This window comes from Streptomyces sp. NPDC057623 (assembly GCF_042800355.1).
In the GTDB taxonomy this organism is placed as follows: Bacteria; Actinomycetota; Actinomycetes; order Streptomycetales; family Streptomycetaceae; genus Streptomyces.
Window position 1 is genome coordinate 157,781 of the sequence record NZ_JBHVGZ010000010.1, and the last position, 22,768, is coordinate 180,548.

Here is a 22,768-nt window from a genome sequence, read left to right on the forward strand (position 1 = left end):
CGCCTGCCCGCGCCGTGCCGGGGCGGCCGGGGCCGCTTCGAGGGCCTGGTTCCGTGCCTTTACCGATCAGTCACAACTAGGGTCGGAGGTGGACGCAGAGCCGCCGAGGGAAAGGTGAAGCACCATGGCGCAGGAAGTACGCGGCGTGATCGCACCGGGCAAGGACGAGCCGGTGCGGGTGGAGACGATCGTCGTGCCCGATCCGGGGCCGGGCGAGGCCGTCGTACGGATCCAGGCCTGCGGGGTCTGTCACACCGACCTGCACTACAAGCAGGGCGGCATCAGTGACGACTTCCCCTTCCTGCTGGGGCACGAGGCGGCCGGTGTGGTCGAGGCGGTCGGTGACGGCGTCACGGACGTCGCACCCGGTGACTTCGTCATCCTCAACTGGCGTGCGGTGTGCGGGAACTGTCGCGCCTGTCTGCGCGGCCGCCCCTGGTACTGCTTCGACACGCACAACGCCACCCAGAGGATGACCCTCGCCGCAACCGGCCAGGAGCTCTCCCCGGCGCTCGGTATCGGCGCCTTCGCCGAGAAGACGCTCGTCGCGGCGGGACAGTGCACCAAGGTCGACCCCTCGGTCGCACCGGCGGTGGCCGGACTGCTGGGCTGCGGGGTGATGGCCGGCATCGGCGCCGCCATCAACACCGGGAACGTGGGCCGCGGTGACTCGGTCGCCGTCATCGGCTGCGGCGGGGTCGGCGACGCGGCGATCGCCGGGTCGAACCTGGCGGGCGCGGCGAAGATCATCGCCGTGGACATCGACGACCGGAAGCTGGAGAAGGCCCGCTCGATGGGCGCCACGCACACCGTCAACTCCCGTGACACCGACCCGGTCGAGGCGATCCGCGAGCTCACCGGCGGCCACGGCGCCGACGTCGTGATCGAGGCGGTGGGCCGCCCGGAGACGTACCGGCAGGCGTTCTACGCCCGCGACCTGGCCGGCACGGTCGTCCTCGTCGGCGTGCCCACCCCGGAGATGAAGCTGGAACTGCCGCTGCTGGACGTCTTCGGCCGCGGCGGCGCGCTGAAGTCGTCCTGGTACGGCGACTGCCTGCCCTCCCGCGACTTCCCGATGCTGATCGACCTGCATGTGCAGGGCCGCCTGGACCTGGCGGCGTTCGTCACCGAGACCATCCAACTCGACGACGTGGAGAAGGCGTTCGAGCGCATGCACCACGGCGACGTCCTGCGCTCGGTGGTGATGCTCTGATGGCCCCCCGCGTCGAACACCTCGTCACCTCCGGTCAGTTCACGCTCGACGGCGGCACCTGGGACGTCGAGAACAACGTGTGGCTCGTCGGCGACGACCACGAGGTGGTCGTCATCGACGCCGCCCATGACGCCGACGCCATCGCCGAGGCCGTCGGCGACCGGCGTCTCACCGCGATCGTGTGCACCCACGCCCACAACGACCACATCGACGCCGCGCCCGCCCTGGCCGACCGCACCGGCGCCACGATCTGGCTCCACCCGGACGACCTGCCGCTGTGGAAGCAGACCCACCCGAACCGCGACCCCGACGCCCATCTGGTGGACGGGCAGATCATCGAGGCCGCGGGCGCCGACCTGACCGTGCTGCACACCCCGGGCCACGCACCGGGCGCGGTGTGCCTGCACGACCCCGGACTGGGCGTCGTCTTCACCGGTGACACCCTCTTCCAGGGCGGCCCCGGCGCCACCGGCCGCTCCTACTCCCACTTCCCGACGATCATCGACTCGATCCGCACCCGCCTGCTCGCCCTCCCGCCCGGGACCAGGGTCCTCACCGGCCACGGCGACGCGACCACCATCGGCGCGGAGGCACCCCACCTCCAGGAGTGGCTCGACCGCGGCCACTGAGGCCCAAGGCCATGCCCAGCAGGCCGGAAAGCATGGTCGGCGGGCGGGAAAACCCATGGTCGGGGGCGAGAGGCGACCGTACGATCACGCCCCATGACCACCAACACGCTCGTGACCCTGCATGACGTGCGCGTCCTGCGCTGCGCTCCCGACGGCCCCCTCCTGGACGGCGAGAGCGCGGCGCTCGATCTCCTCGGTGACGCCTTCGGGCAGGAGGCCGAGCTGGTCGCGGTGCCCGTCGAGCGGATCGACGACGAGTTCTTCCGGCTGCGGTCGGGCGTCGCGGGCGCGGTCGTGCAGAAGTTCGTCAACTACCGAGTGCGCCTCGCCGTGGTCGGCGACGTCTCCCACCACATCGCCGGGAGCACGGCCCTGCGCGACTTCGTCCACGAGACCAACAACGGCGGCCACATCTGGTTCCTGCCGACCTACGACGCGCTCGACGCGAAGCTGCGCCCGGCCGGGTGACCCGCCCGTGACAGGCCGCACTCGCCCGTAAAAGACGACAGAAGATGTCCGGCTTACCCGGCACCCTCGAAGCGACAGCGCTTGCGAAGGGTCGGGAGGCCGGACATGTCACAGCCGCTCAAGGACAAGGTCGCACTGGTCGCCGGGGCGACACGGGGGGCCGGACGCGGCATCGCCGTGGAGCTCGGCGCGGCCGGTGCCACGGTCTACGTGACGGGACGCAGCACACGCGCCCGGCGCTCGGAGTACGACCGCCCCGAGACCATCGAGGACACCGCCGACCTGGTCACCGAGGCGGGCGGGCACGGCATCGCCGTACCCACCGACCATCTCGACCCGGCCCAGGTCCGCACCCTCGTCGACCGCGTCGCCGACGAACAGGGCCGCCTGGACGTCCTCGTCAACGACGTCTGGGGCGGCGAGAAGCTCTTCGCCTGGGACAGCCCCGTCTGGGAGCACGACCTCGACAAGGGCCTGCGGCTGCTCCGGCTCGCCGTCGAGACCCACGCGATCACCAGCCACCACGCCCTGCCCCTGCTCCTGCGCCGGCCGGGCGGACTGGTGGTCGAGATGACCGACGGCACGGCGGACTACAACCGCGAGAACTACCGGAACTCCTTCTTCTACGACCTCGCCAAGGCATCCGTCCTGCGCATGGCCTTCTCCCTCGGCCATGAACTGGGACCACGCGGCGCCACCGCCGTCGCGCTGACCCCGGGCTGGCTGCGCTCGGAGATGATGCTCGACGCCTTCGAGGTGCGCGAGGACAACTGGCGCGACGCCCTCGTACGCGTCCCGCACTTCGCCATCTCCGAGACCCCGCGCTATGTGGGCCGTGCCGTCGCCGCCCTGGCCGCCGACCCCGACGTGGCCCGCTGGAACGGCGAGTCCCTCTCCAGCGGGCAGCTCGCACCGGTCTACGGGTTCACGGACCTCGACGGCAGCCGCCCCGACGCCTGGCGCTACCTCGTCGAGGTCCAGGACGCGGGGAAGCCGGCGGACACGACGGGCTACCGCTGAGGTGAGGCAGGGCCCCCGGCCGGAAGCGCAGGAACCGCTCCATCTCCACCACCGTGAATGAACACGGACATACCCGCACGCTATCTGCCCGGATGATCGTCCCGGCACTACGGTTGCCGTTCATGACGGACACAACGCGCTTCGCGGGGTACGCAGTCCTGATCACCGGCGCGGCGCGCGGCATCGGCGCGGCCACCGCACGCCGCTTCGCCGAGGAGGGAGCGCGTGTCCTCGTGACCGACCGGGACGGCCCCGAGGCCGAGAGGACGGCGGCGGAGCTGCGGGGACGGGGACTCGTGGCGCGGGCTTCGGCCTGCGACGTCACCGACCCCGCCGCCGTCGAGGCCGCCGTCGCCGGTGCCGTCGAGGCGTTCGGATCGCTCGACGTCCTGGTCAACAGCGCCGCCTCCTGCACGCCCGACACCCCCCTCTTCGAGGACGGGCCGGACGACGCGTGGGCCCGTGACCTCGACGTCACCCTCACCGGGACGTACCGCTGCTGCCGTGCCGCCCTCCCGCACCTGGCCGCCGGCGGCCACGGCGCCATCGTGAACATCGGCTCCGTGAACGCCCTCCAGGACTTCGGCAACCACGCCTACAGCGCCGCCAAGGCCGGCCTCGGCTCCCTCACCCGCACCCTCGCCGGGCACGCCGCCGCCCGCGGGGTCCGGGTGAACCTGGTGACGCCGGGCACGGTCCGGACCTCGGCGTGGGAGGGGCGGGACGCGGACCTCGCAGCGGTCCGCCCGCTGTACCCCCTGGGCCGGGTGGGAGAACCCGAGGACATCGCCGCCGCGGTCGCCTTCCTGGCGTCCCGCGACGCCGCCTGGATCACCGGCACCACCCTCACCGTCGACGGCGGCCTCACCGCGGTCAGCACCGGCTTCCGGGCAGCGGTGCGACGCTCGGGCGACGCATGACACCACCGGCGTAACTTCACTGTTTGGTCACAGCCCGTCCCGGGCCACAACCGAGACCCCCGCATACCGGTCTACCAGGCAGAAGTCCACAGGAACACGCAAGGGAGAGGCCCGGGCATGGGGGACATACGCAGACGGCGCGCCGTCGCACTCGGTATCACCGCAGGACTCGTCGCACCGCTCGGGCTGACGCTCGCCGCCGCACCGGCGCAGGCGGCCCCGAGCTGCACGACCCAGACCGGGCCGTATCAGAAGAAGGTGGAGAAGTTCCTCGGCCGGCCCGTCGACGGCAAGCAGTCCAGCGCCGACTGCAAGGCCATCCAGGCCTTCCAGACCAAGCACGGCATCACCCCGAACGCGGGCTACGCGGGTTCCGTCACCTGGGGCGTGATGGATCTCATGAACAAGCAGAAGGCCGTCGGCAGCAACCCCAACAAGGACGGCAAGTGCCCCGTCAACAAGGGCCGCATCGCCTGTGTGAACCTCACCCTCCAGCTGAGCTGGATCCAGGACGGACGGAAGCTGGTCTACGGCCCGGTGCCGGTCCGCACCGGCCGCGACGGCTACGAGACCCGCACCGGCCTGAAGAAGATCTACTGGCGCGACATCGACCACGTGTCGAGCATCTACGACGTGCCGATGCCCTACTCCCAGTTCTTCGACGGCGGCCAGGCCTTCCACTCGGTCGGCGTCAGCATGTGGAACCCGCCGGGCTCGCACGGCTGCGTGAACATGACCAAGACCACCGCGAAGAAGTACTGGTCGCTGCTGAAGAACGGCGACGATGTCTACGTGTACGGCCGCAAGCCGGGCACCTGAGTCAGGACAGGCACCCGGCTCGCGAGCCGATGACGGGGAAGCGTCACGCCTCGGGCGCGTCCCCGAAGTCCGGGATCTCCAGCCTGACCCCGCCCTGCCGCGCGGACTCGTGCGCGACGATGCCCGGCAGGGTGTAGCGGGCCGCCACCCACGCGTTCACGGACGGCAGGGTGCGGTTGTTGACGGCGGTCACGAAGTCGTCCACCAGGAAGTGGTGGCTGCCCTCGTGGCCGTTGTGCAGGTTGTCGAACTCCCTCGGCAGCCGGGCCCGGTCGTGCACCGGAGCCGAACCCGAGGTGAAGGCCGCCCGCAGCTCCGGCGCGATGTGCTGGAGTGACGGGTCGTCAGGAGCCATGGTGGGCTTGGGCTCCAGGAACTCACTGATGTCCTTGACGCCCTTCTTGTCCTGCCACAGCGCCACGGTGGCGAGCTGCTCCATGCTCGCCTCGGTGCCGAAGAACCGGAAACGCGACTCCCGTATGTGGGACGGATAGCCGACCCGCCGGAACTCGTTGGTGCGGAACGAGCCGCCGCCCGCGACCTCGAACAGCGCGGTCGCGTTGGAGACGTCGTTGCCGAACTGGCTGACGGACTTGTCGAACACGCCGTCCCCGCGGTCGTCCACGACCCCGATCGCCGACACGCTCACCGCGTGCGTCCGCCAGGCCCCCAGCACACCGCCCACCGCGTGCGTCGGGTACAGCAGCGGGGGATAGCTGGCCGTCGCCTTCCAGTTCTCGCCGCCGCTGTACTGGTACGCCTCGTAGAACCCCAGGTCCATGTCGTGGACGTAGTCGCCCTCGGCGTAGAAGAGCCGCCCGAAGGCGCCCTCCGCGATCTGGTTGCGGGCGTGCACCGTCGCCGGGTTGTACTCGCTGGTCTCGCCCATCATGTAGGTCAGACCGGTCGCCTTGACGGCGTCGATGATCGCCGCGATCTCCTCCGCGGTGATCGCCATGGGGACCGCGGAGTAGACGTGCTTGCCGGCGTTCAGACCCTGGAGCACCAGTGGGCCGTGGGTCCAGCGCTGGGTGAAGACGGCCACCGCGTCGACGGCCTTCGACTCCAGCATCGCTTCGTACGAGGGGAAGGTGCCGGCCAGTCCCTGCGCGTCGGCGAGCTGCTCGGCCCGCTCGGGCAGCAGATCGGTGACGTACACGTCGCTGACACCGGGGTGGGCCTGGAACAGCGTGGCGAACTGGCCGGAGAACTGGCCGGCGCCGACGATGCCGAGGGAGAACGTCATGGAGTGGGTGCCTTTCACTGGCCGAGGATGAGGTTGATCTGGTCGTTGGTCTTGGTCAGTCCGCTCACCGGGGCGCCGTTGGCGAAGACGTCCTGCATAGCGGGGCGCATCAGGGAGTACACGTCCGCCGCGTAGTCGGTGACGGGGAAGGAGAAGGTGGTGGAGTTCTTCCTGTCGGTGACCGGTTCGGTGAAGGCGGACACGTCGATGCCCTTCTTCCCGTACGCCGCCACCGCCGCCCGCGTGCCGTCCGGAGTCGCGGGGAGGACGATGCCGTAGCCGCCGACGGTCTTCTGGCACTCGTCCGAGGCCAGGTACCGCACCCATTTCTTCGCGCCCTCCTTGTTGTGGGCGCTCTTGGTGATCGAGTCGGCGAGGCCGTTCATCATGGTGGCCCGCTTGCCCGTCGGGCCGGTCGGCGTGGGTGCGGTGCCGACCTTCAGGCCCTTGGTGCCGTAGTAGGTGGAGATCATCCACGCACCGTCGAAGGCGGTCGCGGCCCTGCCCGAGGCGATCTGGGCGCTGGCCGGGTTGGCGCCGTCGGTGTAGTCGGTGAAGGGCGCGAGGTAGCCCTTCTTCGCCAGGCCGAAGTACCAGTCGACCACCGACTGGAACGTCTTGCTGTCGTACTGGTACTCGGTGCCCCAGCGCGCCTTGTCCGTGTAGTTCCAGCCCGCCGAGCCGGTGAACGGGCTCCAGGTGGTCTGGCCGTCGGAGTCGCCGGCACCGCCCGTCGCCATCCCGTACACCTTGACGTTGTTCCTGTCGAAGCCCTTCTCGTCGCCACGCCTGCCGTTCTTGTCGACGGTCAGATGCGCGATGGTCTTCTCGAAGGTGCCGCCGTCCTTCGGGTTCCAGGAGAGGTGGTCGAGCCCGTCGGCGGTGAGCCCGGCCTCCTTGACCATCTTCTGGTTGTAGAAGAGGGCGACGGTGTCCCAGTCCTTGGGCGCGCCGTAGCGGTGGCCGTCCTGGCCCGTCCAGTTGGCGCCGAGGCCCTGCTGGTAGGCGGAGTCGTCGATTCCCAGGTCGTCCAGCGGTTCGAGCACGTCGAGGTCGGCGAACTGCCCGAACCTCTGGATGTGGTCGGTGAAGACGTCCGGCTCGGTGCCCGCGATGAAGCTCGCGGTGAGCTTGGTCCAGTAGTCGGCCCAGCCCATCTGGGTGATCTTCACCTTCAGGCCCGGGTTCTGCTTCTCGAATCCCTTCGCACAGGCCTGGTACGCAGGCAGCTGGTTGGCGTCCCACAGCCAGTACGTCACCGTGTTCCCGCTCGCCCCGGCGGTGCCGCCCTGAGCGCACCCGGTGGCCAGGGACAGCGTCAGCGCCCCGGTCAACGCCAGGACCGTACGCATACGAAATCGCATCCCTGTCCCCTTACTTGATCCCGGTGAAGCTGATGGAACTGACGATGCGGCGTGCGAAGAAGCCGAAGAGCACGAGCATCGGGAGCGCGGCGATGAGGGTGGCCGCCATGAGTCCGGACCAGTCGTAGCCGCTCTGCGGGGTCTGTGCCCGGAAGATGGCCAGCGCCACGGTGAGCACGCGCGAGCTGTCGCTGTAGGACACCATCAACGGCCAGAAGTAGTCGTTCCAGGCGGTGATGTACGTCAGCAGCCCCAGCGTGAGGATCGGCTGCGACGCCATGGGCAGCAGCACCCGGAAGAAGATCCGGACCTTCCCGGCCCCGTCCAGCAGGGCGGCCTCCTCGACCTCCCGCGGCACGTTCATGAAGAACTGCCGCAGGAAGAACACCGCGAACGGCGTCATGAACATCGTCGGCAGCGCCACGCCCAACAGGTTGTCCACCAGGCCGAGTTCCTTGATCAGCACGAAGTTGGGCAGCAGCGTGAAGATCGTCGGCACCATCAGCCCGGCCAGGAACAACCCGAACACCTTCTCCCGGCCGCGCCACCGAAGCCGGGCGAAGGCATAGGCGGCCATCGCGGAGAAGAACACCTGGCAGAAGGTGATCAGGGTCGAGACGATCACCGAATTGATCAGATAGCGCCAGAACTTGAGCCCGCCGCCCGAGCCGCCCTGAGCGATCGCCTCCTCGGCCGACTGAAGGCCGAGAGCCCGCTCGAAGCCTCCGGTCGTCAGATCCACCGGCAGCGGATCGCCGGGGTGTGCGGCGAGGGCGGTGTTGGTGGACAGCGCGGTGCGCAGGATCCAGTAGAACGGCAGCAGCGTGATGAGCACGATGACGGTCATCACCGCCCAGGCGGTGACCCGCCCGAAGGAGGGCCTGCGCCTGACGCGCCGTACGGTCGCGGTGTCTGCCACGGCAGCCATGTCGGTGTCTCCCTTCCCTCAGCCGAGGTCGCTCTGGCCGGCCCGGGTGAGCCGGTACTGCAGGACGGTGATCGCGCTCAGCACGACCAGCAGGGCCACCGACATCGCCGAGGCGTACCCGAACTGGAAGCGGCCGAAGGCTGCGCCGTAGATGTAGTACTGAAGGACGTTCGTGGCGTTCGCCGGTCCGCCGGCGGTCGTGACGGCGACCGTGTCGAACACCTGGAACGAACCGATCACCGTCATGATCAGAACGACCGCCAGGACCGGCCGGAGCAGCGGCATCGTGATCCGCCAGAACATCCGCCACTCGCTCGCGCCGTCCACCTTCGCGGCCTCGTACATGTCGTTCGGTATCGCCATCAGGCCGGCGAACAGCAGCAGTGCGGTGTATCCGACGTGGCGCCACACATTGATCAGAGCGATCGTCGGGACCGCCCAGGTCTCGTCCGCCAGGAACGGGACGCGGTCCGCGCCGATCCCCGCGATGATCTCGTTGCCTATGCCGAGCTGGGTGTCCAGGATCCAGAGCCAGACGATGCCCGCGACGACGTTCGACATGAGATAGGGCGTGAGCACGATCCCGCGCAGCACCGCGGACTGGGTCAGCCGCTGCAGCAGTACGGCGACGGCGAGCGCCGCCACCGTCTGGACGCCGATGTTGATGAAGACGTACTCGACGGTGACCGAGAGCGAGTCCCAGAAGATCGGGTCGTTGACCATCCGCACGTAGTTGTCCAGCCCGACCCACTCCGGCGGCGTGAGCAGGTTGAACCGGGTGAAGCTCAGATAGACGCCCCGCAGCGTCGGCCAGAGCAGGAAGACCAGGAAGCCCAGCAGCGCCGGAGCGATGAACACCGCGGCGAGCCGCCCGTCCCCCTGGTTCTCGCGGGAGCGTGCCCGCCGTGTCCTCGACTTGGTCCCCGCCCCCTGCGCGCCGCCCAGGGGCAGACGCGACGGAGGGCTGCTGGAGGCGATGGTCATCAGGAGACTCCCTCGTCTGCGGCTGCTCGTCCTCGGCGCCACTTACTTTTGTCGTGGAAGAATCCAGCCGTCAAGGGGTGGGCCGAAACCTTCTTCAAGCCGACCTGAGGGCTCTATGATGGTGGTGTTGGTTTCATGGAGAAAAAAATCATGTGGGAGTCTGACGACCATGACCCCAGTAGCCGCCAGCTGGCTTCCACTCAGCCCCGGTGAGCGCTCGGTGGCGATCGAGGTGCTCCTCGGTGGCCCCCTGTCCCGCACCGAACTCGCCCGGCGGCTCGACCTGTCCGCGGGCAGCCTCACCCGGCTGACCAAGCCGCTGATCGAGTCGGGCCTCCTCGTCGAGGTCCCCGAGGCCGGGGCCACGGCGGAGGTGCGGCAGGGTCGCCCGTCGCAGCCGCTGGACGTGGTCGCCGAATCCCGCTCCTTCGTCGGCTTCAAGATCACCGATGACATGGTCTACGGCGTCGTGACCACCCTCAGAAGCGAGATCGTCGCCCGCTACGACCATCCGCTCACCAGTCGCGAACCCGCCGAAGTGGTGGAGGTGCTGGGAAAGATGACCGACGCGCTCACCGTCGGCCATCCCCGGCTCGCGGGCATCGGCATCGGCGTCGGCGGCCTCGTCGAGGACCGGGCCGTGGTCGGGGAGTCACCGTTCCTGAACTGGCGTGACGTCCCGCTCGCCGAACTGGTCGAGGAGCGCACGGGGCTGCCGGTCGTCGTGGAGAACGACGTCGCCGCCCTCGTCGAGGCGGAGACCTGGTTCGGCGCCGGCCGCGGCCTCGACCGCTTCGTCGTCCTCACCATCGGCGCCGGCATCGGCTACGGGCTGGTCCTGGGCGGCAGGCGGGTGCCCTATGCCGAGGAGGACCGCGGCTTCGGCCGCCACTGGATCATCGACCCCAACGGTCCGCTCACCCCCGACGGGGAACGCGGCAGCGCCGTCTCGCTGCTGACCATCCCCAACATCCGCTACCAGGTCCAGGCGGCCACCGGCCATGACCGGACGTACGAGGAGATCCTGGAGCTCGCCGCGGCGGGCGAGTCGATGCCCGCCCGTGTCATCGGGGAGGCGGCCCGGGCCCTGGGCACCCTGGTCGCCCAGATCGCCAACTTCGTGCTGCCGCAGAAGATCCTGCTCGCCGGTGAGGGAGTGGGCCTCATGGGCATCGCCGGCCGGACCGTGGCGGACACCATCGGCGCCCTGCGGCATCCGCTGGCCGCCCCGATCGATCTCGAGACCAAGGTGTCCGACTTTCACGACTGGGCACGTGGCGCCGCCGTTCTCGCGATCCAGGTGCTGGTCCTGGGGGCGGCGGACGCCTGAACTCCGCGGTCCCTTCCGCCAGATGGACGTGATCAGCAACACGGTCCGATATGTCCGTATTATTCGTGCTTACTCACGTGGCCTTCACCTTCGGAGCCGTATGCTTCACAGCATGTCCATCACTGTTGAATTCGCCTCCGAGCGATCGGCTGACGAGGTCAACGAGGAGATCCGGGCGCTGTGGCGCCGGGCGGGCGGGACACTGAGCGGCGAGCAGCGCGAGGAATACCAGCGCCTGGTCCTGGAGTGGGCCGCCGCGGCCCCCCAGCCGGTGAAGGCGGCCTGAGTACGCGCCTCAGCGCGGGCCCGAGCTCCCTCCTCGACGTACCTCTCCACGCATCGGAACACCCACTCGGGGCACTCCTGACCCGATGGGCGCCCTCTTCGCACTGACCTCGGCCGTTTGCTACGGCATCGTCGGCCTCCCGCTCTCGGCTTCGCTCGAAGCCGGGAGGTGCCCCCACCGCCGGCGGAATGCTCTCCCGGCGCGCGCACTTCGCCGCCGTGACCCTTCTCGGCCAGCTCGGCGGGCTCGTCCTCGCCGCAGCCGCCGCACTCCTCGTCCCGGCCGATGCCGTGCGCCCCACGGATCTGCTGTGGGGAGCGCTGTCCGGCATCGGCAGCGGCGCCGCCATGCACTTCCTCAACCGCGGCCTGAGCCGGGGCGCGATGAGCACCGTCGTGCCGGTGAGCGCCGTCACATCCGTCGCGCTGTCCCCGCTGTTCTCTACCTGCTCGCCGCCCAGCGGCAGTTGCTGGCGGCGGCCGTGGTCCTCGCGTCCCCCTACCCGGCGCTGCCCGTCGTCCTGGGGTTCGCCCTCCTCCATGAACCCCTCACCGCGCGACGTGCGATCGGGCTGACCGGCGCGGCGGGGGCGACCGTTCTGCTGACCCTGGGGTGAAGGCCCCCGACCCCGGAGGCGATCGCCCGGCCCCGTCACCCCCAGGTCGCCGAGTAGTGACGCCGGTACGCCTTGCGGTCCTGCTCCGCGCGGATGAACCGGGTCGCCGCCAGCGCGACCAGAGAGCCCGCGATGACCAGCAGACCGGGACCGGCGTTCTTCGGGTCCGCCAGCCGGGACAGCAGCGTCACGGCGTCCGCGCCGGTCACCGGGACCGACGAGCCGGGCGACGCGTCACCGGGGGAGAGCGCGCCCTGCGGCGCCGACGCGGACGGAGCCGGCGAGGCGCCCTGCTGACCCGATCCGTTCTGCGCCGCCACGATCAGCTGCACGTCGAGCGCGGCCAGCGCCTTGGTCACGGGCTGGAAGAACGTCGTCCCCCCGGCGTTGCAGTCGCCGCTGCCCCCCGAGGTCACACCCAGCGCGACGCCCTCCGAGAACATCGGACCGCCGCTGTCACCGGGTTCGGCGCACACGTTCGTCTCGATGAGCCCCGTCACCGTCCCCTCGGGGTAGTTGACCGTGGCGTCGAGCGCCGTCACCTCACCGTCGCGCAAGCCGCTCGTGCTGCCGCTGCGGAACACCCGCTGCCCGACGGCGGGATCGGCCGCACCGGTGATCCGTACGCCCTTGCCCTCACCGAGGGACACGACGTCCGCCCCGGCGCCGGCCTTGCCACTCGCGTACTGGACCAGGGAGAAGTCGCCGCCGGGAAAGTTCTGCTCGATGGTCTGGCCGATCTGCTGGGTGCCCCGCGTGTCGGAGAACCACACGGAGCCGTCGGGCCCGCAGTGCCCCGCCGTCAGGATGAAGTCACGCTTTCCGTCCGTGACGTTGAAACCGGCCGAACAGCGCCCGGCCGTCGACAGGATCGGCAGCGCGCCGTTGAGCCGTGTGGTGAACGTGCCCTCGGTGCGCTCCATCCGGACGAAGCCGCCGATGTCGCCCGCGAGGTCCGTCATCCGGGACCAGTCGCCCGCCGAAACGGTGCTGTCGCCCCGAACGACCACCTGGTTGGACTGGTAGTCCATGACCCACGCCGTACCAGCGACCCGGGGCGCCGAACGCAGCGTCGACGTGGCCGACTTCAGCTCGTCCATGCTGTGGTCGACCATCTTCGCCGCGGCGCCCGCCTCGCGCACCTCGGCCGCCGCCGCCTCGTCGGTGACCGCGACGACCGGCTTGCCGTCGGCACCGATCCAACTGCCCGCCGTACGGGAGGCACCCAGCTTCGCGACCAGGTCGCTGCCGGTGCCGGCGGCCGAAGCGGCGTAGGTGCGCGGGAGGGCCGACGCGTCGGGAGGCTCACTCGCCACGGCGCGTGTGACCATCGTTCCTCCGAGGAGGAGTCCGCCGACGGCCGCCAGCCGTGTCACTCGCCGGACGAGACGTCGTCGTGCGTGCCTCATGCAGAGCTCCCGAACCAGTACAGCGCGGCGGCAACGCCGCGGGGCCCTCCCGTAGTTGAGCACCCTCTCTCCATACGTGGCCCGGCCCGCCCGTGTTCACCGACCGGGTGACCGTTCCTGCGCCGGCCCCCGCGCCAGCGGTACCCGGCCCCCGCACAGCCCCCTATGTTGAGCCCCATGACCAGGATCCCGCACGAGACGTCCGGTGAACCGAATCCCCTGCGCGCCCTCACCCTCGACCGGCTCCGATGTCGTACGAGCATGAAGTGGCGCGCCTACCCCGACGACGTCCTGCCGCTGTGGGTGGCCGAGATGGACGTGCCGCTGGCCGAACCCGTCGTCCACGCGCTCACCGAGGCCCTCGCGCTCGGCGACACCGGCTACCCTGCGGGCACCGGCTACGCCGAGGCACTCGCCGGATTCGCGGAGAAGCGATGGGGCTGGTACGGGCTCGCCGTGCAGCGGACGGCGATCGTGCCCGACGTGATGCTCGGTGTGGTCGAAATGCTCAAACTGGTCACCGGACCGGGCGATCCGGTGGTGGTGAACTCACCGGTCTATCCGCCGTTCTACCAGTTCGTCGAGCACATGGACCGCCGAGTGGTCGAGGCGCCGCTCGGCTCCGACCTGCGCATCGACCTCGACACCCTGGACGACACCTTCCGCCGGGTGACCACGGGCGGCCGACGCGCCGCCTTCCTGCTGTGCAGCCCCCACAACCCGACCGGCACCGTGCACACCGCCGGTGAACTGGCCGCCGTGGCCGCGCTCGCCGACCGCCACGGTGTACGGGTCGTCGCCGACGAGATCCACGCCCCGCTGACCACCGGCGGCGTCGACTTCGTCCCGTATCTGAGCGTCCCGGGCGCCGAGGGCGGGCTGTCGCTGATGTCGGCGTCGAAGGCCTGGAACCTGGCCGGCCTCAAGGCGGCACTGGCCGTCGCGGGCCCCGAAGCCGCCGCCGACCTGGCGCGTCTGCCCGAAGAGGTCAGCCACGGGCCCAGCCACCTCGGCATCATCGCCCACAGCGCCGCCCTGCGCGACGGCACGGCCTGGCTCGACGCCCTGCTCGCCGGTCTGGACGACAACCGGCGCCTGTGCGCGGACCTCCTGGCCGAGCACCTCCCCGCGATCGCCTACCGCCCCGGCGAGGCCACGTACCTCGCCTGGCTCGACTGCCGCGCGCTCGGCCTCGGCGACGACCCGGCGGACGTCTTCCTGCGGCGCGGCCGGGTCGCGCTCAACTCCGGGATCCCGTTCGGCACCGGGGGAGCGGGACACGTACGCCTGAACCTGGCGACGTCACCCGAGCTGATCACCGAAGGCGTACGGCGGATGGCGGCGGCCCTCGACTGAGGTGTGCTGCGGGGGCGCCCCTCGGCGTCCCCGACCTCGCTGCCTACACTTTCGGCCATGGACGATTCGTCGCTGGAGATGCTGGAGTCGCTCGGCGCGGGCAAGTACCTGCTCGTCACCAGCTACCGCAAGAACGGCACCGGGGTCGCCACCCCGGTCTGGGTGGTCCGCGACGCGGACGCGCTGGGCGTCTGGACGGTCGCCGACTCGTGGAAGGTCAAGCGCATCCGCGCCCGCGGCGACGTCCTCGTCGGCCCCTGCGACCTGCGGGGCAGGCCGACCGGCGAACAGGTCCCCGCCACCGCCGAGATCTGCGACCGGCCGACCAGCGCCCACTACCGCAGGCTCATCGCCCGCAAGTACGGCATCACCGGCCGCCTCACCCTCCTCGGCAGCCGACTGCGCCGAGGCGCGAACGGCACGGTCGGCATTCGCGTCACCCTCACGCCGGCCGGCTGACCCGACCGGCCGAGGACGAGAAGCTCGGGGCTCAGGTCGCCGGGGCGCCGCCGGGCGGGTCCTGCTCACGCACCACGGCGCGCGAACGTGCCCTCGCGGGCGGGTGTCCGGCACCCGCCCGCGAGGTGTGTCTCACGGCGCGTCGAGCACCGTGCCCGTCACCACCGGCCGGCCGTGCGGCGGTTCACCGGAGTCGTCGGACAACAGCAGGCGCACCGACTCGGCCGGCTCGGCCACCCCGTCGGTGCGGGTCGGCAAGGTCAGCTCCGTGCTCGTCGCGCCCGCGGGGACGGACACCCACACGGAGAGACCGTCCACCTCGGACAGCGGGCGCTCCGGATCCGGCGAGGCGCCGGAGGAGTCCTGGAGCCAGGCGGGGTCGACGTCCTTGGTGGACAGCTCCTGACCGCCGGTGACCGGAAGCACGGTGAACCTACCGCTCACCTCGGCATCGGCCGCCGCGGACAGGGTCACCCGCCACTTCAGCGGCTTCCCCTCGCTCACCCGGTCCGCGATCGGCGTGACCCCCATCGTGGGCAACGGGTCGTCGTTCTGCGCGGTCACCCCGCCCCGGTGCGAGCCGACCACGCTGGTGCGCACCGCCTTCACGAAGACGTCGTGCGCGAGGTCGTCGCCGTAGCGGGCGTTGCCCGTGACCTTCACCGGGACGTCGAGGTCGTGCGCACCGGGCCGCACTGTGACGAGCCGGTCCGTGACCTTGCCCGTGACCGGATCGGTGACGAACAGCCGTACCTGTCCGGCGCCCCGCCCCGTCACCTGGACCGGCACCCGGTACGTACGCTCGCCCGAGTCCCCCTCCTTGACGGTCAGCCGGCCGACGTCGACGCGGGCCGGCGCCGCCTCCCGCACCGCCGGTGTGCCCGGCCGCCAGGCCCAGGCGTCCATCAGCCAGGCCCGCCCGGACCTCGTGCGCGGCGTCAGTTCCAGCGAGTCGACGTGCCGCAGGTCGAGCGCGGCCGCGTCGTCGGCGCCGATCGGGACCCGCACCTCGCGCGCCCAGTACGAAGCGGTCCGGTCCGTCCCCGGCAGCCCGTCGACCTCGACGCGGCCGAGGGTCCGATGCCGCCCGGCGGTGTCGGTGACGGAGACGTCCAACCGCGTTCCGGTGCTGTTCGGGGGCACGATGACGCGCAGCGCCAGTGCCTTGGCGCCCTTCAGGGACAACGGCCGGTCGGGACGTACCCGGACGGCGGACCCCGCCGCGGACCAGCGCAGCGCGACCGCGCGGCGGCCGGGCTCGCGGTCGGTCTCCCAGCGGGCGAAGTGCGGAGAGGTACCGGCGGTCTCCGACGCGAGACAGGCGGTCGCCGAAGAGGGATCCACCGCCGAGCACAGCCGGCCTCCGCTCACGGTGACCTTGCCGTCCGGAAGGAACGCGGCGCCGCGCCGCGCGCCCACCGCGTGGGTGAGGACGTGTGCGGGATCGGCCGAGGGCGCGCGGCGGCCCGAGCCGTCGAGCAGCGGGCGGACGCGGTCGTCGCCGGCGACGAACAGCCGTGCCGCCGCCGCGATGTAGGTGGCGCCCGCCTGGTGCTGCTGGTCGGCGGTCAGCCGGGTGCGGGTACCGGGGGAGCAGACCGGGTCGGTCTGCTCCTCGTCGTGCCAGAAGTCGTCGTCGGCGGGCGCCACGGCCTGCCCCGGCGTCCACTCGCTGTTGAAGTAGTTGTGGTTGGCGCCCACCACGTACACGGCGCTGTGCAGCGCGGCACCGCGGCTGACCCGGCGGGTGCCGTCGACGTACACCTCGCCCTGGAGATCGGAGACGTCGCCGTCACAGCCCGGCAGGACCGTCATCGACGGCACGTCCGCCACCGGGTTCTGGCCGAAGATCGTCGGGCCGATGAGCACGGTGCCGCGAATGTGCCAGCGCACCGGCCCGCGGTAGCCGTCCTGCGGCGCGGGCGGCGGGTAGAGGCTGTCCATCGCGGCCCGGTTGACACCCTCACCGCCCCGCGAGTGGCCCACCAGCAGCACCCGGGACAGATCGGCCCTGGGCGCCTTGCGTACGACCGCCGGTGCCGTGCTCGGATGGGCGGACCAGCCGGCCCAGCGGGCGAGATGCTGCCGCACGAGCGAGGAACGGGCCTGCGCGCCGCCGTCCTCGGCGTTCCAGTCCTGCCCGTTGATGCCGTTGGCGGAGACCGACACCGTCACATAGCCCTGGGAGGCCAGGAGCCGCTGGTCGCGCAGATAGCCACGGTGGCTCGGCACCGGCTTGGAGCCGGCCGCGCAGGGCCACTCGCCGTCGGTCTCGCCCTGCGGGGTGTAGCAGGTGAAGTGGCGGCCGTGGAGGAACAGGGCGAGCGGCCGGCGGCCGTCCGCGCCCTTGGGCGCCACCACCACCGCCTTCATCTCGACCGGTTCGGCGAACCCGGGCAGCCGTACCGGGGCGAGGTCGTACTCGCCCGTGACGGTGCGGTACGAGCCCGGCCTCCCGGGGTCGACCTGGTTCGCCGGCAGTCGCCGCGGGACGGTCACCGCCGGGCGCGCGCCGCCGGAAGTCGTCTCCGGCGCGTCCAACCGGCGCCCCGAGGAACGGACCTGAAGGTCCCTTGTGGAGTCCAGCGGAACCCCGTCGAGACCGAGCCGGAACGTACGCCCGTCCTTCGCCGGCGCGGGGCGGCCGAGCAGCCGGTCACCGGCGTAGAACTCGACCCGGGCGTCTCCCATCGGGACGCGCTCGTCGGACCGCCACACCAGCTTGCGCGCGGCCCCCTCACCCGTGACGCTCCAGTCGGCCGGCAGACCGTCACCGTCGTCGGCCGTGTTCGCGGGCGGCCGTGAGCCGGACGCCTGTTGAGCCTGAGCCCACCCTGGGGACGCCCCCACCACTGTGAGCACCGCCAGGGCGGTGACCCTCCCCCACGCTCGAACACTGCTCGCGCGGGGGGACCCCCATCGCCGGGCACGGATCACGTGCCCCTCCTTCCGTTCGCACCGGGACGGCCCCGGGCCCCTCACCCGGGGAGGACGGAAGGAGGTACTTGTGCGTTGCCTGTGGAGCGAGGGAAGAGTGACATGGAGGAGTGGGCGGGCGAACGAGGGGAAAGGCCACCACGATGAGCCGAACTCCCCAACGCCGCGCCGCCGTTGTCGGCACCGGCCACCGCGCGCAGACGTTCACCCGGGCCCTCGCCGAACGCCCCGGCCACCGCGTCGCCGCCCTCTGTGATCCCAGCCCCACTCGCATGGCCTTCCACAACCGCCTGCTGGCCGACCGCGGCGCACCCCCCGCCACCCAGTGGGAGCCGGACCGCTTCACCGACATGCTCACCCAGGAGGGCATCGACGAGGTCGTCGTGACCACCGTCGACGCCGAACACGACCGCTACATCGTCCCCGCCCTCAGGGCGGGCTGCCGCGTGGTCACGGAGAAGCCGATGACCATCGACGCGGACCGCTGCGCCCGCATCCTCGACACGGTCGGGGACACCGGGAACTCCCTCACCGTCGCCTTCAACTACCGCTTCAACCCCGTGCACGAGACGGTCCGCGACCTGCTCGCAGACGGGGCGATCGGCGAGATCCTCTCCGTCCACTTCGAGTGGCTGCTCGACGTACGCCACGGCGCCGACTACTTCCGCCGCTGGCACCGGGAGAAGCGGCACAGCGGCGGCCTGATGGTGCACAAGGCCGGCCACCACTTCGACCTGGTCAACTGGTGGCTCGCGGACGAGCCGAGGGACGTCTTCGGCTACGGACGGCTCGGCTTCTACGGCCGTGCGGCGGGCGAACGCCACGGACTGCGCCGGGACTACGTCCGCGCTCACGGCGCCGACCAGGCCGCCGACGACCCCTACGCCCTGGACCTGGCGGCCGACGACACCCTTCGCGCCCTCTACCTCGACGCCGAGCCGGACAACGGCTACCTCCGCGACCGCAACGTCTTCGACGGGCCCGTCACGATCGAGGACGACATGGCCGTCCTCGTGCGCTACGCCCGGGGCGCGACGGTCACGTACCACCTCACGGCGTACTCCCCGTGGGAGGGCTACCGGGGCATGTTCAACGGCAGCGCCGGACGCCTGGAACTGGAGGTCGAGGAGAGCCGCTGGCAGCGGCCCCGGACGCGGATGGGCTCAAGCAGCGGTGCGCTGCACGGGGACACGGCCGCGGAGCACGCGGGCGGAGCGCGGCTCACGCTGCGTGCGCTGTGGCAGCCCCCGGTGGACCTGCCGCTCGTGACCGCCCACGAGGCCCACGGCGGGGGAGACCCGCGCATGCTCGACGCCCTGTTCGGCCCAGTCGGGCCAGCGCGGCCGGCCGACACGGGGACGGCAGCCCGTACGGCGGCGCACCTCACGGCCACCGAACGCGACGGCGCGCTGGCCCTGACGGTCGGGCTCGCCGCCAACCAGTGCTTCGAGACGGGACGGCCCGTCGACGTGCGGGAGCTGATCCCCGCTCTCCGGGAGAGGCCAGGCGGTCAGGGTGGTCAGGTCCAGGCGCGGTAGGGCTCGTCGACCAGCTGGAACACCGGCTCGCTGCGGACCGGGTCCTTCGCCGTGGACAAGCGGACCCGGTCCCCGCTGTGGATGCCGATGAGCGGGCCCATGACCCGGCCGCGCACGACGAACCCCTCGGCCATCTCGATGAGGGACACATTGCGCGCGGCGGGGGTGTTGCGGTGGACGACGGTGGCGTGCCGGACGGTCCCCACCCCCTCGCTGCGCTCCGTCCGCAGATCACTGCCCTGGCAGACCGGACACAGCAGCCGGTGGTACATGGCGGTGCCGCACCAGGTGCAGCGCTGGAAATGGATGGCCTCCCGGTCTGCGGCCGTGGGGTCGAGTACGCCGGTCGCGGAGCCGACGGTCGGACGAACAACGCTTCCTGAGGGGTGGTACACGCTGGTCAACTCCCTGCGCTGGGCCGGAATCCCACGTGCGCGGGTCGCCCGGGCACGCACGTGCCCGGTTCACCGTGCCACCGTGCACGGCCTCAGCGTATGGCACTCAGTGCCACCCGTAAAGGCACTGCGTACCCCCAATTTCGCTCAGTCGCGCCCGAGCGTGGTCTCGATCTCCTGCACGACCCGCCACAGCGGGGCACCGCGCCGGGACACCACGACCACCACGTCCTCGGCCGGATCGCCGGCCGGATCGCCGGACGGGCCGTCGGCCGGACGCGGGGGAGGGGTGACACCGAAGGTGGACTGCACATAGCCCAGGGCATGGTCCACCGCGGCGCTCGCATCGTCCTGGCCGTCCGAGCGCAGCCAGGAGCGCAGCGCGTTGTTGTGCGCCGCGACCACGGCGGCGGCGATCACATCGGCCCGCAGGGTGCCGTCGCGCCGGCCGGCGAAACGCCGGCGCAGATACTCGGCGAGGGCGCGCTCGTACCGCCATACCACCGACAGCTCGTAGGCGCGCAGCCCCGGCACCCGCTTGGTGAGCCGGTAGCGCTGCACCGAGAAGGTCGGATTCTCCGCGTACATGCGCAGCACCAGCCGGGCCGCGTCGCACACCCGCCGCACCGGCTCGTGCTCCTCGTCGCTCGCGCCGAGGAACGCCGTCATGTCCGCCAGACACCGCTCGTGGTCCGGGAAGACCACGTCCTCCTTGGACGGGAAGTAGCGGAAGAACGACCGCCGCCCGACACCGGCCAGCGTCACGATGTCGTCGACCGTCGTCTGCTCGTACCCCCGCTCCAGGAACAGCTGGAAGGCCGCCGCCACGAGCGCCTCCCGCATCGGGGGCTTCGCCGCCACGGCCTCCGCCTTCTCACCGCGACCGGGCGCCGCACTGCTGGAGCTCATGAACGCGAACGTAGCACCAGAGCGAGACCCATGGCACTCAGTGCGCTGCTCGCAGGGTACTCAGTGCTGCCTGGCCGCTGCGGTGCTGTGACCTCGACCGACCGGACATTTGTCCGGTGAGTGGCGGGCCGCATACGATCGGCTGCCGCCGCAGCCGAGGAGCCCCGCATGACGCCCGCCCGCCCCCGCGTCCTGTACGTCACCGACCTGGCCTACCCGGCCCGCGGGCGCCGCTACTGCGACGAGGACATCCTCCTCACCTCCCGACTGCGCGACGACTTCGACCTCGCCCTGTGCCACCCCCGGGACGCGGCCGCGCTCATGGCCGCCTTCGACGCGGTCGTCGTACGCAACAGCGGCCCCGTGCTGGCCTACCAGGACGTGTACGACGACTTCCGCCGCCGTGCGCTCGACGCCGGGACGCGCGTCTACAACCCGCTGTCCGGCAGAGCGGACATGGCCGGTAAGCAGTACCTGCTCGACCTGACCGCCGCCGGCTACCCCGTCATCCCCACCGTGGACCGCGCCGAGGACCTGCACCTGCTGCCCGACGCCGAGCGGTATGTGGTCAAGCCCAAGCTGGGCGCCGACTCGATCGGGCTGCGGATCGTCTCCGCGGAGGAAGTGCGCGAACTGCTCTCCGGGGACGTGCTGATCGACGGGGACGTGCTGGTCCAGCCCTGCGTCGACTTCGCGTACGAGGTCTCCTTCTACTTCGTCGACCACGACTTCCAGTACGCCCTGTACGCGCCGCACACCGACCGGCGCTGGCAACTGGAGCCGTACGAACCCACCGACGGCGACCTGGAGTTCGCCCGGCGCTTCGTCGAGTGGAACGGCCTCGGGCACGGCATTCAGCGCGTCGACGCCTGCCGCGCGCCGGGCGGCGAGCTGCTGCTGGTCGAGCTGGAGGACCTCAACCCCTATCTGTCCCTGGACGCCTTGGACGACACGAGCAGGGACGCCTTTGTCGCCGCGATGAAGACGTCCCTGCGGCGGTTCCTCGCAGCGGGGGCCTGACCGCGGCCCCGCCCCGGTCGGCGAGGCTCCGGGCGCATCTCGCTGAACAGGGGGGACGGCAACGCCGTATCACTTCTCGGGGAATGGTGAAGCCCGTGAAGACGGGACGGAAGGAGATCGGCGTGCCCACACGGCCCGACCCCGCTCAGCCCGACGAAGACCCGGCTCTGGAACCGATCCGTGTCCTGCGCCCACGCCGCACCGACGCCCTCGCGGAGTTGTTCAAGGAGCTGGAGCGGGAGGGCGGCGGCTACGAGAGCGTGGCCGTGCCCCGTTCCCTGCCCGGTGCCGAGGACGCGACGCAGGAACTCCCGCCCGTCGTCGAGGAGACGAGGATCGCGCCGCGCGGCGGTGTCGTCCGCCCCGGTCCGGCCGCGTCCGGCCCCGGATTCCGGCGCGCCGCCGTCGCGGTCACCGTGACGGCGGCGGCGGTCGTCGGTTTCGGTGGCGCACTCCTGCTGTCCGGCCGTGTCGACGGCGCGGCGGCCGGGGCGCAGGACCAGGCCCCCTCGGCCACCGCCTCCGCACCGGCCGAGTCCGCGCCGGGCGCACCCGGCGCCGGAGAAGCGGGCGGCTCAGGTGACTCCTCCGCCTGTACCGCGTCCTTCCGGACCGTCAACAGCTGGCAGGGCGGCTACCAGGGTGAGGTGACCGTGACCAACGCGCCCGCCTCCCCCGTCTCCGGCTGGACCGCGACCGTCGTGCCGGACGGCGGCGCTCGCCTGACCCAGGTCTGGGACGGCACTCTCACCACGACCCGGGACGGCTCCACCACCGTCGCCAACGCGTCATGGAACGGCAGTCTGGCGCCCGGGGCGAGCGTCACTTTCGGCTTCATCGCCCACACCTCGCAGTCCGGTGCCCCCTCGGCGGAGGTCACCTGCGCGGCGACGGCCGGCGCGTCCTGACGCCCGGCGACGGC

At 71.3% G+C, this 22,768-nt stretch carries 22 protein-coding genes; 14 read left to right on the plus strand and 8 right to left on the minus strand.

The features are described from left to right. Positions 1-124 precede the first annotated feature (124 nt). The 6 genes from ACFU95_RS13790 to ACFU95_RS13815 all read left to right on the plus strand — a co-directional run bounded on the left by ACFU95_RS13790 (position 125) and on the right by ACFU95_RS13815 (position 5,069). Positions 125-1,213, plus strand: coding sequence for an S-(hydroxymethyl)mycothiol dehydrogenase (locus tag ACFU95_RS13790; protein WP_383826399.1), 1,089 nt, complete (start codon positions 125-127; stop codon positions 1,211-1,213). Continuing rightward, positions 1,213-1,842: an MBL fold metallo-hydrolase gene (locus ACFU95_RS13795; RefSeq protein ID WP_383826403.1), complete on the plus strand. Its 630-nt coding sequence runs from the start codon at positions 1,213-1,215 to the stop codon at positions 1,840-1,842. The genes ACFU95_RS13790 and ACFU95_RS13795 overlap by 1 nt, the downstream gene beginning before the upstream one ends. Before the next feature lie 93 nt (positions 1,843-1,935). After that, entirely contained in the window at positions 1,936-2,310 is a 375-nt protein-coding gene (locus ACFU95_RS13800) for a DUF4180 domain-containing protein (protein WP_383826406.1), read from the plus strand. Positions 2,311-2,415: 105 nt separating this feature from the next. Continuing rightward, positions 2,416-3,330 carry an SDR family oxidoreductase gene (locus ACFU95_RS13805; RefSeq protein ID WP_383826409.1) on the plus strand — a complete coding sequence of 305 codons (915 nt, stop codon included), beginning with the start codon at positions 2,416-2,418 and terminating at the stop codon, positions 3,328-3,330. A 122-nt stretch (positions 3,331-3,452) separates the two neighbouring features. Then, complete coding sequence (locus tag ACFU95_RS13810) at positions 3,453-4,250, plus strand: SDR family NAD(P)-dependent oxidoreductase (RefSeq protein ID WP_383826412.1); 798 nt, start codon at positions 3,453-3,455, stop codon at positions 4,248-4,250. A gap of 117 nt (positions 4,251-4,367) precedes the next feature. Further along, complete coding sequence (locus ACFU95_RS13815; RefSeq protein WP_383826414.1) at positions 4,368-5,069, plus strand: L,D-transpeptidase family protein; 702 nt, start codon at positions 4,368-4,370, stop codon at positions 5,067-5,069. A 43-nt stretch (positions 5,070-5,112) separates the two neighbouring features. Here ACFU95_RS13815 and ACFU95_RS13820 read toward each other — a convergent pair whose 3' ends face one another. The 4 genes from ACFU95_RS13820 to ACFU95_RS13835 are packed head-to-tail and all read right to left on the minus strand — an operon-like array spanning position 5,113 to position 9,591. After that, positions 5,113-6,315, minus strand: a complete 1,203-nt coding sequence (locus ACFU95_RS13820) for a Gfo/Idh/MocA family protein (protein ID WP_383826560.1) — start codon at positions 6,313-6,315, stop codon at positions 5,113-5,115. Positions 6,316-6,329: 14 nt separating this feature from the next. Further along, the gene (locus ACFU95_RS13825) at positions 6,330-7,679 is read right to left on the minus strand and encodes an ABC transporter substrate-binding protein (protein WP_383826417.1); all 1,350 of its coding nucleotides are present in this window, start codon (positions 7,677-7,679) and stop codon (positions 6,330-6,332) included. Between the two features lie 10 nt (positions 7,680-7,689). Beyond that, positions 7,690-8,607 (minus strand): carbohydrate ABC transporter permease, encoded by a 918-nt coding sequence (locus ACFU95_RS13830; RefSeq protein WP_383826419.1) that lies wholly within the window; start codon positions 8,605-8,607, stop codon positions 7,690-7,692. Positions 8,608-8,625: 18 nt separating this feature from the next. Then, positions 8,626-9,591, minus strand: a complete 966-nt coding sequence (locus tag ACFU95_RS13835; protein ID WP_383826422.1) for a carbohydrate ABC transporter permease — start codon at positions 9,589-9,591, stop codon at positions 8,626-8,628. Between the two features lie 169 nt (positions 9,592-9,760). On the opposite strand from ACFU95_RS13835, the gene ACFU95_RS13840 reads away from it, so the two are divergent. The 3 genes from ACFU95_RS13840 to ACFU95_RS13850 all read left to right on the plus strand — a co-directional run bounded on the left by ACFU95_RS13840 (position 9,761) and on the right by ACFU95_RS13850 (position 11,782). After that, positions 9,761-10,921 carry an ROK family protein gene (locus ACFU95_RS13840; protein ID WP_383826425.1) on the plus strand — a complete coding sequence of 387 codons (1,161 nt, stop codon included), beginning with the start codon at positions 9,761-9,763 and terminating at the stop codon, positions 10,919-10,921. A 100-nt stretch (positions 10,922-11,021) separates the two neighbouring features. Continuing rightward, positions 11,022-11,207, plus strand: a complete 186-nt coding sequence (locus ACFU95_RS13845) for a hypothetical protein (RefSeq protein WP_383826428.1) — start codon at positions 11,022-11,024, stop codon at positions 11,205-11,207. 188 nt (positions 11,208-11,395) lie between these two features. Next, a complete protein-coding gene (locus tag ACFU95_RS13850) occupies positions 11,396-11,782 on the plus strand; it encodes a hypothetical protein (protein ID WP_383826431.1) in 387 nt (128 codons plus the stop codon). Between the two features lie 76 nt (positions 11,783-11,858). Here the strand turns inward: ACFU95_RS13850 and ACFU95_RS13855 are convergent, their stop codons facing one another. Then, the gene (locus tag ACFU95_RS13855) at positions 11,859-13,232 is read right to left on the minus strand and encodes a S1 family peptidase (protein ID WP_383826434.1); all 1,374 of its coding nucleotides are present in this window, start codon (positions 13,230-13,232) and stop codon (positions 11,859-11,861) included. Positions 13,233-13,409: 177 nt separating this feature from the next. On the opposite strand from ACFU95_RS13855, the gene ACFU95_RS13860 reads away from it, so the two are divergent. After that, positions 13,410-14,588: a MalY/PatB family protein gene (locus tag ACFU95_RS13860; RefSeq protein WP_383826436.1), complete on the plus strand. Its 1,179-nt coding sequence runs from the start codon at positions 13,410-13,412 to the stop codon at positions 14,586-14,588. 57 nt (positions 14,589-14,645) lie between these two features. Next, a complete protein-coding gene (locus ACFU95_RS13865) occupies positions 14,646-15,047 on the plus strand; it encodes a PPOX class F420-dependent oxidoreductase (protein ID WP_383826439.1) in 402 nt (133 codons plus the stop codon). Positions 15,048-15,179: 132 nt separating this feature from the next. On the opposite strand, the gene ACFU95_RS13870 is transcribed toward ACFU95_RS13865, so the two are convergent. Beyond that, positions 15,180-17,738: a hypothetical protein gene (locus ACFU95_RS13870; RefSeq protein ID WP_383826563.1), complete on the minus strand. Its 2,559-nt coding sequence runs from the start codon at positions 17,736-17,738 to the stop codon at positions 15,180-15,182. 389 nt (positions 17,739-18,127) lie between these two features. On the opposite strand from ACFU95_RS13870, the gene ACFU95_RS13875 reads away from it, so the two are divergent. Next, complete coding sequence (locus ACFU95_RS13875) at positions 18,128-19,522, plus strand: Gfo/Idh/MocA family protein (protein ID WP_383826442.1); 1,395 nt, start codon at positions 18,128-18,130, stop codon at positions 19,520-19,522. Here the strand turns inward: ACFU95_RS13875 and ACFU95_RS13880 are convergent. Beyond that, a complete protein-coding gene (locus tag ACFU95_RS13880; protein WP_383826445.1) occupies positions 19,504-19,917 on the minus strand; it encodes a Zn-ribbon domain-containing OB-fold protein in 414 nt (137 codons plus the stop codon). The two genes, ACFU95_RS13875 and ACFU95_RS13880, sit on opposite strands and share 19 nt — an antisense overlap. A 147-nt stretch (positions 19,918-20,064) precedes the next feature. Further along, complete coding sequence (locus ACFU95_RS13885; RefSeq protein WP_383826447.1) at positions 20,065-20,826, minus strand: TetR family transcriptional regulator; 762 nt, start codon at positions 20,824-20,826, stop codon at positions 20,065-20,067. Between the two features lie 168 nt (positions 20,827-20,994). On the opposite strand from ACFU95_RS13885, the gene ACFU95_RS13890 reads away from it, so the two are divergent. Together ACFU95_RS13890 and ACFU95_RS13895 are read left to right on the plus strand one after the other, a co-directional pair. Further along, entirely contained in the window at positions 20,995-21,846 is an 852-nt protein-coding gene (locus tag ACFU95_RS13890; protein ID WP_383826450.1) for a hypothetical protein, read from the plus strand. Positions 21,847-21,968: 122 nt separating this feature from the next. Beyond that, positions 21,969-22,754, plus strand: coding sequence for a cellulose binding domain-containing protein (locus ACFU95_RS13895; protein WP_383826453.1), 786 nt, complete (start codon positions 21,969-21,971; stop codon positions 22,752-22,754). Positions 22,755-22,768 lie beyond the last annotated feature (14 nt).